The organism is Caldicellulosiruptoraceae bacterium PP1 (genome assembly GCA_041320695.1).
In the GTDB taxonomy this organism is placed as follows: Bacteria; Bacillota; Thermoanaerobacteria; order Caldicellulosiruptorales; family Caldicellulosiruptoraceae; genus JBGGOQ01.
Genome location: JBGGOQ010000001.1, coordinates 1 through 12,095 on the forward strand (window position 1 = coordinate 1; position 12,095 = coordinate 12,095).

A 12,095-nucleotide genomic window follows, 5' to 3' on the forward strand; every position below is an offset into this window, starting at 1 on the left:
AAACAAATAATACAAAGGAGGAATTTATAATGGCAAATGTTTATGATGCAGCTTATAATCTCGTTAATACTTTAAAAGAAAGCAATGAATACAAGGAATACAAAAAAGCAAAAGAGAAAATTGATAATGATCCTAAATTAAAAGAAATGATAAAAGACTTTAAAAAGAAGCAGTTTGAAATTCAAACAATGCAGTTGCAAGGAAAACAGGTTGCATCAGATGATATTTACAAACTTCAACAACTATATCAAATAATTAGCCTTCATAATGATATTAATGAATTTTTATCAAAAGAAATAATTTTACAAAAGATATTAGCTGATATTACAAAGATTATCGCTGAAGCAATTGATTTTGATAACGAGTTTTTAAAAGATCTTGAAGAAAACAGTTAAGGAAGGATGGTTTTCTATTAATGACTGATTATTATATAAATGATAATAAAAAAAGAAAAACAATAAAAAAGGTATTTTATATTGTTTCAGCTTTAATTATTTTATTTTTATTATTTAGTATTGCAGTTGGATTTATTTATGAATTAATTCAGATAAATGAAATAGGAAAAAACTATGTCTCTATTTTTTGGAAAAATTTTTCAGTAAAAATCCTTACACAAATTTTTTCACTTATAGTAGTTTTTTTTGTTTTTTATTTTAACAATTTAATAATTAAAAATAATTTAGTTAGAATATTAGGAAATATATCAATATTTAGTAAAAATATAATTAATTTTATCATATCATTTATTTTGGCGTTATTAAGTAGTAGCTATTTTGAAAAAGCATTATATATCAAATTTTTAACCAGTATAAATTCAAAACCATTTAATATTAAAGACCCTATTTTTCATAAAGACATTGGATATTATATATTTGAAAGACCTTTTTATTTATCAATTGCAAATATTTTTTTATGGCTGATTATATTTGTGATAATCTATACCCTTTTAGTATATATTATTTCCTCAGGTACAGGTATAGCAAATCCAAAAGGTTGGGGAATTTTAGCCGACAATAAAGTTAAAAAACATTTATTTGTTAATTTGATATTGTTTTTCATAATTAAACTTTGGACATTTAAATATGAAATGGAAGGTCTTTTATATTCCTTTTTTGGTGAGGTAATTGGAGTAGGTTATACAGACTATTATATTAGACTTAATTATTACAGATTATCATATATAGTTGTGACAATAATTATTATTCTTAGTATTATATTCTTCATTAAGAAACAATATATGAATGTTGCTAAAGTAATGTTATCATTTGCTGCTTATTGGTTACTTGGTAATATTGTAGCATTAGCTTTCCAATATTTTGTTGTATCACCAAATGAAATTGTTTATGAAAGGCCTTTTTTAAATAATAATATAAAATTTACAAGATTAGCATATAATCTGGATAATATTACTGAAAAGAAATTTGATATTGATACATCCTCAACTTTAACAATTGCTGATATTAATAATAATAAATCGACAATTGATAATATTAGAATTACTGATTTTCCTACTACATTAGATATTCAAAATCAAATTCAAAGATTTAAGCAATACTATATATTCAATGATGCAGATATTGCAAGATATACAATAAATGGCAAAACCCGAGCAGTATTTATTTCAGCAAGAGAAATAAATTATCAGGGTATTCCAACAAAAACTTATATAAATCAAAGATTGCAATATACACATGGTTATGGCATTGTGATGAGTCCATTATCAGATATTACTAAAGAAGGGCAACCTAAATTCATTATAAAAGATATTCCTGTCAAAAGCATAGAAGGGGCACCTATTGTTACGCAACCTCGTATTTATTATGGTGAGAGTACTAACCAATATGTTATTGTTAACACAAAAGAGGACGAAATTGATTATCCCGAAGGCGATAGCAATAAGTTGTTTAGGTATGATGGTAATGGTGGAATAAGGCTATCATTCTTAAACAGATTACTATTTTCTTATAAATATCAGGATTTAAGAATGCTGATTTCAACTGGTATTAATAGTAACAGTAAATTGCTGATTAACAGAAACATTATTGATAGAGCTAAAATGGTTGCTCCATTTTTTGAATATGACAATGACCCGTATATTCTTATTGATAAGAAAGGTAAATTATATTGGGTATTAGATGCTTATACAACAACAAAATTCTATCCATATTCTGAACCATTAGAAAGCGGTGTAAATTATATAAGAAATTCAGTAAAAGTAATAATAGATGCATACAATGGTAGTTTGAAGTTTTATATTGTTGATAAAAATGATCCAATAGTAAATGTCTATAAATCTATTTATCCTAAGCTATTTGAAACAAATTCTATACCAACTGATTTAGCTGAACATATTAGATATCCAGAACTTATTTTTAAGATTCAGTCAGAGATGTTAAAAAGATATCACATGACAAATGTCAATGTCTTTTATAATAAAGAGGATCTTTGGGATATAGGTAAGCATAAATCATCAGATGGTTCAATAGATAAGATCCCACCATACTATAGCATTGTTACACTACCAAATGAAACAAAAGAAGAAATGATACTTATGGTTCCATTTACTCCACTGAAATATAATACTATGATTGCATGGCTTGCTGCACGTTGCGATGGTGAAAACTATGGTAAACTAGTGCTATTTAAGTTTACGAAGGGTTCTACAGTTTATGGTCCGTTACAAATTGAGAATATGATTGACCAAGATCCTTCAATTTCAAAGGATTTATCTCTATGGGACCAAGGCGGTTCTAAGGTGATAAGGGGTAACCTTTTAATATTACCTATTGGTAATAAACTATTGTATATTGAACCTATTTATATTGCATCAGATAATACTTCAGCTTTACCTGAAGTTAAAAGAGTTATTGCTTCATACAATGGAAAAGTAGTAATGGGAGAATCTTTAAGCGATTCCTTATCATTATTGATAGGATCTCAGATAGATTTACAGGAAATCAAAAATGTAAATAATGCACCTGATACTACTACCGATAATAATTCAATAATTAAAAATGATGAGATATTAAAAGAGATTATAAACAATTTTGAAAAAGCAAAACAATCATTGAAAAGCGGAGACTTAGAGGAATTTGGAAAATTATTTAAAAAGCTTGATGAACAAATACAAAAAATAAAATAAAAAAGAGGCTTATAGCCTCTTTTTATTTACGAAAATATAATATATAGGTAAACCAATTAACGTAAGAAGTATTGAAAAGATTGAATCAACAGGGTTTGAAATAATATTATTAATAACTATATATGCACCACTTATTATTGCTATTAATGGGGTAAGTGGATAGAGAAAAGTATTATAGCCATCTTTATTTTTACCTTCTCTTTTTCTAACTATGAATATACCGATGAAAAAAAACACATAAAATATCCAAGTAGAAAACATAGCTAAATCAGTAAGTCTGTTGAAACTCCTAGTAAAGATATATAATAATGAAATAATAAAAATTAAAATTGTTGAATTAATTGGTGTTGCAGTAATTGGATGTAATTTTTTAAAAGTTTCGTTAAACACAAAACGGTTATTTTCTGCCATTGCGTAAGGTATTCTTATTCCAGTTAATGCAAAACCATTAAGTGTTCCAATAATAGAAATAATTATCCCAAGTGATATTAGTACTCCTCCAAAGTTTCCAAACAATGATTTAGAAATAATATTTATTGCATTATCTGATGAAATTAAACTTGAAATACCTAAAACGTTTATATATGAAATATTGATTATCAAATAAACACCCATTACAAAGATCATTCCTGAAATTAACACCAAAACCAAATTTTTCTTTGCATTCTTTATTTCACCGGCAACATTTGGGACAGAGAGCCAACCATCATATGCCCATAATGTTGATAAAACTGCAAGCCCAAAATTTCTTGTAGCTATTTCGGTTGACTCAAAATAAGTAAGTTCTATTGGTTTTAATAGTCCAGATACCATAATTAAAAAAATTGGTATTAATTTTAATATGGTTGCAACTAATTGAAAAATACCGCCATATTTATTTCCTAAAACATTAATAAAAATAATTAATGTCAATATTAAAACAGCTAATAGGTCATGCTGAAATTGAGAGATTTTTGTTAAGCTTCCTATTTGGTCAGCAAATAAAACAGATAAAGCTGATAAAATAGCTGGTGTATAAATTAATGTATTCATCCATCCAAATAAAAATGCAAAGGTTTTACCATATAGTTTTTCTAGATAAATATATAAGCCACCGGTAAAAGGATATCGTGATGAAAATTCAGCAGCAACTAAAGCACCTGCTAAAGACATTATACCTCCTAATGTCCATGCTAAGATAATAAAAAAGAAACTGCCACTATATTTTGCAACAGGTGTTGCTTTAAAAAATACACCAGATCCTATTACCATTCCGACTACTAGTGAAAATGCCATTGGGAAATTTAAGTTTTTTTTCAATTGAGTCTTATGCATTTTAGCCTCCTAACAAAATAATTGTATTTAATTTAATACAATTATTTTTATCAAAAAAAACTAACATTGGCAATACAAAAATTTATTTGTTTGTATTGAATATAAAAATTATTTTGTAGGTCTTTAAATATTTTATCTTTTATGCTAAAATAACATAGTTATAAAATGCTAATTATTATCTTTTTTAAGGAGGATAAAAATGGAATATAAAATTGAACATAAAGAAAAGAATAAAGTAACATTAGAAGTTGAAATACCAGCTGAAAAATTTGAAGAAAGTGTTCAAAAATCATATATAAAAAATGCTAAATATTTCAAGATTCCAGGTTTTAGACCAGGAAAGGCTCCAAGAGGACTTATTGAAAAACAGTATGGTGAAGAAGTATTTTTTGATGACGCTATTGATTTTATCTTAAATGAGACATATCCTCAAGTTGTTAAAGAAGCAAACCTTCAAATAGTAAGCCAACCAAAAGTTGATATTGTTCAAATAGGGAAAGGAAAGTCATTTATTTATAAAGCTGAAGTCTTTGTTAAACCTGAATTTGAATTAGGTCAATATAAAGATATTGAAATTGAAAAGGTAGAATATATTGTTTCTGATGAACAAGTTGAACATGAACTTGAGCATATGAGAGAGGACAACGCAAGATTTATAACAATAGAAGATAGACCAGCTCAAGATGGCGATTTAATTACCATTGATTTTGAAGGATTTGTTGATGATAAACCTTTTGAAGGAAATAGTGCTAATGATTATCAGCTTCAACTTGGTTCAAATACATTTATACCAGGATTTGAAGAACAAATTGTTGGAATGAACAAAGGTGAGGAAAAAACAATAGATGTTGTTTTCCCAGAAGATTATCATGCAAAAGACTTGGCTGGGAAACCAGCTAAATTTAGAGTAGTTTTAAAGGAAATAAAAGTAAAAGAATTGCCTGAATTAGATGATGAATTTGCAAAAGATGTAAGTGAATTTGAAACATTGGCAGAACTAAAAGAAGATATCAGAAAGAAGTTTAGTGAAAAAAATAAAGAAAAAGAAAAGGATGAGATGACATCTAAGATTTTAGATAAAATTGCTGAAAATACTCCTATTGATATTCCAGATTCAATGATTGAAAATCAAATTGACTACTATATTGAAGAAAGTGAAAGAACAATGAGATACTTTGGTTACACTTTAGATTCATATTTGAAAGCTGTAAATAAGACTATAGAAGAATATAGACAACAATTTAAAGATAGAGCATATATTGCAGTAAGAAATAACTTATTATTAGAGAAAATAGCGAAAGTAGAAAATATTGAAGCTAATGAAGAAGAAATACAAAAAGAGATTGAGAAACTTGCTTCAAGTTACAAAATGGAAGTTGAGAAATTTAGAGAAAATCTTAAACCTGATGATATTGAATATATTAAAGAGGGTATAATCATAAATAAAGCTTTAGATTTAATTTATAATAGTGCTAAAATAGTGGAAAAGAACACTGAACAGAAAGATGCTTAATATTTTATTAAACATGGGAGGGATATGATATGTCAACACTTGTTCCTATAGTTGTTGAGCAAACCAACCGTGGTGAAAGATCTTATGACATTTATTCACGACTACTAAAAGATAGAATAATTATTCTTAGTGATGAAATTACTGATGATGTTGCGAGCTTGGTTGTAGCACAATTACTCTTTCTAGAAGCAGAAGATCCAGATAAAGATATCTATCTTTATATAAATTCTCCTGGTGGATCTGTAACTGCTGGGTTTGCAATATATGACACAATACAATATATTAAACCAGATGTTTCAACAATTTGTATAGGGATGGCTGCTTCGATGGGAGCTTTTCTATTAACAGCAGGAGCAAAAGGAAAAAGATTTGCTTTACCAAACAGTGAGATAATGATTCATCAACCACTTGGTGGTGTTAGAGGTCAGGCTACTGACATTAAGATTCATGCTGAATGGATTCTAAGAATTAAAGCGAGAATAAACAAAATTTTAAGCGAAAGAACAGGTCAACCTCTTGAAATTATTGAGAGAGACACTGAAAGAGATTTCTTTATGACTGCGGAAGAAGCTTTAAAATATGGTATTATTGATAAGGTTATAACAAATAGGGCTTAGGAAATTTGAGGTGATTATAAGTTGGCAAAAAATGAAGAAAAAAAGATATTAAGATGTTCATTTTGTGGTAAATCACAAGATGAAGTTCGAAGATTAATAGCAGGCCCTGGCGTGTATATATGTGATGAATGTGTTGAGCTTTGTTCTGAAATAATATCCGAAGAATTTGAAGAAGAAGATATTTATAATAGTAGTAATGAAAAATTGCCTACTCCAAAGGAGATAAAAGAGTTTTTAGATCAGTACGTTATTGGTCAAGAACAAGCTAAAAAAACTCTTTCGGTTGCAGTATATAATCATTATAAAAGAATATACTATCAGGACATCAATAAAAAAGATGATATTGAACTACAAAAGAGTAATATTTTAATGTTAGGGCCAACTGGCTCTGGTAAGACATATTTAGCTCAAACATTAGCAAAGATGCTGAATGTACCCTTTGCTATTGCTGATGCAACTACACTTACAGAAGCAGGTTATGTAGGAGAAGATGTAGAGAATATTCTTTTGAGATTAATACAGAACGCTGATTATGATTTAGACAGGGCAGAAAGAGGGATAATATATATTGATGAAATTGATAAAATTGCAAGAAAATCTGATAATCCTTCAATAACTCGTGATGTTTCAGGTGAAGGTGTTCAACAAGCATTACTTAAGATATTAGAAGGAACCATTGCTTCTGTTCCACCTCAAGGAGGAAGAAAGCATCCACACCAAGAATTTATTCAAATTGATACATCAAATATATTATTTATTTGTGGTGGAGCATTTGATGGAATTGAAAAGATAATAGAAAAAAGAATTGGTGAAAAAACATTAGGATTTAACGCTAAGATAGAAAGTAAAAAAGAAAGAAATATTGGTGATGTCTTAAGACAAATAATGCCACAGGATTTATTAAAATATGGAATGATTCCAGAATTTATTGGACGTGTGCCAATTATTGTAACACTTGATGCATTAGATAAAGAAGCACTTGTAAAGATACTAACCGAGCCTAAAAATGCATTAATTAAACAGTATAAAAAGCTATTTAATTTAGATGATGTTGAACTTGATGTTGAAGAAGATGCCCTTTATGCAATAGCTGAAAAAGCTATTGAAAGAAATACTGGTGCAAGAGGCTTAAGAGCAATACTAGAAGAAATTATGTTAGATATAATGTACGATATTCCTTCAAAAGAAAATGTTGAGAAGGTAATAATTAATAAAGATTCTGTAATTAATAATATACCACCAATTGTAATTTATAATGAAAACAAAAAGGCACACAAAAGGCAAATGGTAAGAACAAAGACAAAAGATAAAAAAGGTAATGCTTCATAAAAACATAGGCTGCTGTTAATCAGCAGCTTTTTACTTTTAAATTTTATGAAGGGAAAAAATTTTTTTCATCGAATTATGATATATATATTTTATTTTTGGTGGTTTATATGAATCTAATAAGAGAGTATGTGGAAGAATTAGAGAGAAAGAATCTTTCTTGTTTTGCGACGTTAAGCTCTAATTCTAAGGGCAGATTAAAGCAAGAAGAAAAGTGTCAAATTAGAACAGAATTTCAAAGGGATAGAGATAGAATTATACATTCAAAATCTTTTAGAAGATTAAAACATAAAACACAAGTTTTTATTTCTCCTGAAGGTGACCATTATAGAACAAGACTTACTCATACATTAGAAGTATCTCAAATAGCAAGGACAATTACTAGAGCACTTAGATTAAACGAAGATTTAGCTGAAGCAATTTCATTAGGCCACGATTTAGGTCATACACCTTTTGGACATGCTGGAGAGGATATTTTGAACGAGATTTGCTCTTTTGGGTTTAAACATTTTGAACAAAGCTTAAGAGTTGTGGATTTTCTTGAAGATGATGAAGGTTTAAATTTAACTTTTGAAGTTAGAGATGGAATATTAAATCATACAGGAAATGCAAAACCGTCAACTTTAGAAGGGCAAGTAGTTAAATTAGCTGATAGAATAGCGTATATTAATCATGATATTGATGATGCTATAAGAGCTGGAATATTAAAAGAAAGCGACTTACCTAAAGATTGCCTTGAAGTTCTTGGTTATTCTAAACGTAAGAGAATTAATACTATGATAATGGATATAATAAAAAATAGCATTGAAAAGCCAGAAATAACCATGAGTAAAGAGGTTTCGGATGCAATGTTGTCATTAAGAACATTTTTATTTAACAATGTTTATATAGGTTCAGAAGCAAAAAAAGATGAAAATAAAGCAAAACATATTATAAGCGAATTATTTAATGTTTTTATAAAAAAACCAGAACTACTTCCTAATGATATACAAAAAAATATTGAAGTATATGGCCTTGAAAGATCAGTAGTAGATTACATTGCGGGGATGACTGATAGATATGCAATTCGTAAATTTTATGAAATATTTCTACCATCTCCGTGGAATAGATTATAAAAAATTATTTAATCTGCATAAAGGTATTAATCGAAAATTGTCGAATAATATTATATGCAAATTCACAACTGCAGGTGAAGAATTTTGTTCGAGAAGATAATTGACGAAGTTTTAAGAAGGACAGATATTGTTGATATAGTAAATAGTTATGTTAATCTTAGAAAGTCAGGTGCAAATTACAAAGCTCTTTGTCCTTTTCATAATGAAAGAACTCCTTCCTTTTATGTATCACCTTCAAAACAGATATTTCACTGTTTTGGATGTGGAGTTGGTGGAAATGTAATACATTTTGTTATGCGAATAGAAAATATTACTTTTTTTGAAGCACTTAAAATATTAGCTAGTAAAGTAAATATTAACGCTGATTTATACCAAGTAAATAGTCAAAAGGAAAGAGAACTTCTCAAACAAAAAGAAGAATTATATAAATTATTAGATGAGTGTACAAATATTTTTCATAGCCATCTTTTTGACAGAAAAAATGTTGATGCAGTCAAATATTTATTAAAAAGAGGAATTAAAAAAGATACTGTTAAAAAGTTTAAAATTGGATATTGTCCAGATAATTTTAATTTGTACCAAATATTATCTGAAAAATATGATTCAGAAATTATAAATAAAAGTGGAATATTTTACGAAAAAGATGGGAAATATTATTGCAGATTTAATCAAAGAATAATTTTCCCTATTTTTGATACATTAGATAGAACAATTGCATTTGGCGGAAGGATAATTAATTCTGATAATAAAGCCAAATATATAAATTCACCCGAAACAATATTATTTAATAAATCAAAAACCTTATATGCACTTAATATTGCGAAAAATAGCAAAGAAGATCATTTTATTATTGTTGAAGGGTATATGGATACAATTTCTTTGCAACAAGAAGGAGTTCAAAATGTTATTGGAGTTTTAGGAACAGCTCTAAACAATGAACATTCATATACAATAAAAAGATATAAAAATAATGTGATTCTCTGTTTAGATTCTGATCAAGCAGGAGTAAATGCAGCACTAAGAGGAGCCGAAGTATTATATCAAAATGGTATTAATGTAAAAATAATGGAATTAGAAAACGCAAAGGATCCAGATGAATATGTTAAAAAATTTGGTGTTGATGCATTTTTACTTAAAAAAGGCAATTCGGTGTTTGTGCTTGACTATAAAATAAAGAATCTTTTGAAAAAATATGATATAAATTCTTCAGAAGAAAAAATAAAGTTTATTAATGGATATTATTTAGAAATCCTAAATAAACTCCAAACTGATATTGAGATTGAGGAATATATTAACAAACTATCTAAAATAATTGATATTAGTTCGGATGCTCTAAAAAAACAATTTGAAAAAATGAAACAATCTCAACAAAAAAGAGTTATAAATATTAGTAACAATAAAATTGTTACTCCAAATGATGATAGCATTGATAATAGAATATATAACTCAGAGATCTATCTAATTTCTATTTATTTTGAATGGGCTAATAAAAATGAACAGATAAAACTTTTAGTTAACAAAGATGATTTTATAACAAATGAAAATAAAGATATATTTGAAAAATTAAATAAATTATTAGATGAGGGGATTGAATTGAATTTTCCAACAATGCTGAGTTTTATTGGTAATCAAGCTACACTTTCAGAGTTGACTGAAATATCTTCAAAAGGTTTAAACGATTTTGAAAGTGCAAAAAAGGCAATACTTGAACTAAAGAATAATTTAGCAGAGCTCAACTTAAAAAAACAACTGGTTGCTTTAGATAAAGATACAGATAAACAAAAGTATTTAGAAATAATCGAGAAAATCAAGAAACTTAAAATGAGAAAGGAGGGATAAAATGACCAAGATAAAGAAAAACAATGAAAATGATATTACAGAAAAAAATAAAGTAATCAATATTGAAGAAGCTTTTGAAGAGAAAAAAAATCAAGTTAGAGAGAAAGTTAGGGAAATAATTGAACTTGCAAAAAACAAAGGTTTTTTGACCTTTTCAGAAATACAAGAACATTTTGAAAAATTTGAACTTGATCCACAGCAAATTGATAATATTTATGAAACATTAGAAAAAATGGGTATAGATATAGTTGATGATAGAGTTGAGGATACAGAAAATCTCCAAGAAGATTTAGATTTGACGCTTCCAGAAGGTATAGGAATAGATGATCCTGTAAGAATGTATTTAAAAGAAATTGGTAAAATTCCACTATTAACTTCTGATGAAGAAATTGAACTAGCTAAAAAAATTGAAAAGGGAGATGAAGAAGCAAAAAGGAGATTAGCAGAAGCAAACCTAAGATTAGTTGTTAGCATTGCAAAGAGATATGTAGGAAGAGGTATGCTTTTTTTAGATTTAATTCAAGAAGGGAACCTCGGCTTATTAAAAGCTGTAGATAAATTTGATTATAGAAAAGGGTATAAGTTTTCGACCTATGCTACATGGTGGATTCGACAAGCTATAACAAGAGCAATAGCTGATCAGGCAAGAACAATCAGAATACCAGTTCATATGGTTGAAACAATAAATAAGCTTGTTAGAATATCAAGACAACTTCTTCAAGATAAAGGTAGAGAGCCTACTCCAGAAGAAATAGCAAAAGAAATGAATCTTCCAATAGAAAAAGTTAGGGAAATATTAAAAATTGCTCAAGAACCAGTTTCACTTGAAACTCCAATAGGTGAAGAAGAAGATAGCCATTTAGGTGATTTTATTCCTGATGATGATGCTCTAGCTCCTGCTGATGCAGCAGCTTACTCAATGCTTAAAGAACAATTATTAGATGTTTTAGATTCATTAAATGAGAGAGAAAAAAAGGTTCTAAAACTTAGGTTTGGGCTTGAGGATGGAAGAGCAAGAACACTTGAAGAAGTAGGGAAAGAGTTTAATGTTACAAGAGAGCGAATTAGACAAATAGAGGCGAAAGCACTGAGAAAATTAAGGCATCCAAGTAGGAGTAAAAAGCTTAAAGATTTCTTAGAATAATTAGCCCTTTTATAGGGCTTTTTCTTTTTTATTTGACTTTATTTAATTACTTGTATACAATTTATTTTGCACACATTTCAAAGGG

Annotated in this window: 9 protein-coding genes; 8 read left to right on the top strand and 1 reads right to left on the bottom strand. The window is 28.0% G+C overall.

The features are described from left to right. Window positions 1-29 precede the first annotated feature (29 nt). On the top strand, window positions 30-395 hold the full coding sequence (locus ACAG39_00005) for a YlbF family regulator (protein MEZ0535624.1): 366 nt from the start codon (window positions 30-32) through the stop codon (window positions 393-395). 20 nt (window positions 396-415) lie between these two features. After that, window positions 416-3,142 (top strand): UPF0182 family protein, encoded by a 2,727-nt coding sequence (locus ACAG39_00010; GenBank protein MEZ0535625.1) that lies wholly within the window; start codon window positions 416-418, stop codon window positions 3,140-3,142. A 9-nt stretch (window positions 3,143-3,151) separates the two neighbouring features. On the opposite strand, the gene ACAG39_00015 is transcribed toward ACAG39_00010, so the two are convergent. Next, a complete protein-coding gene (locus ACAG39_00015) occupies window positions 3,152-4,456 on the bottom strand; it encodes an APC family permease (GenBank protein ID MEZ0535626.1) in 1,305 nt (434 codons plus the stop codon). Window positions 4,457-4,655: 199 nt separating this feature from the next. Here ACAG39_00015 and tig point away from each other — a divergent pair, with 199 nt between their 5' ends. From tig to rpoD, 6 genes are all read left to right on the top strand, one after another. After that, window positions 4,656-5,969: a trigger factor gene (gene tig / locus ACAG39_00020; protein MEZ0535627.1), complete on the top strand. Its 1,314-nt coding sequence runs from the start codon at window positions 4,656-4,658 to the stop codon at window positions 5,967-5,969. Window positions 5,970-5,998: 29 nt separating this feature from the next. Beyond that, window positions 5,999-6,586, top strand: a complete 588-nt coding sequence (gene clpP, locus ACAG39_00025) for an ATP-dependent Clp endopeptidase proteolytic subunit ClpP (protein MEZ0535628.1) — start codon at window positions 5,999-6,001, stop codon at window positions 6,584-6,586. A gap of 21 nt (window positions 6,587-6,607) precedes the next feature. Then, a complete protein-coding gene (clpX, locus tag ACAG39_00030; protein MEZ0535629.1) occupies window positions 6,608-7,915 on the top strand; it encodes an ATP-dependent Clp protease ATP-binding subunit ClpX in 1,308 nt (435 codons plus the stop codon). A gap of 107 nt (window positions 7,916-8,022) precedes the next feature. After that, window positions 8,023-9,027 carry a deoxyguanosinetriphosphate triphosphohydrolase gene (locus tag ACAG39_00035; protein MEZ0535630.1) on the top strand — a complete coding sequence of 335 codons (1,005 nt, stop codon included), beginning with the start codon at window positions 8,023-8,025 and terminating at the stop codon, window positions 9,025-9,027. 84 nt (window positions 9,028-9,111) lie between these two features. Then, entirely contained in the window at window positions 9,112-10,866 is a 1,755-nt protein-coding gene (dnaG, locus tag ACAG39_00040; GenBank protein ID MEZ0535631.1) for a DNA primase, read from the top strand. A 1-nt stretch (window position 10,867) separates the two neighbouring features. After that, a complete protein-coding gene (rpoD, locus tag ACAG39_00045; protein MEZ0535632.1) occupies window positions 10,868-12,010 on the top strand; it encodes an RNA polymerase sigma factor RpoD in 1,143 nt (380 codons plus the stop codon). The last annotated feature ends 85 nt before the right edge of the window (window positions 12,011-12,095 follow it).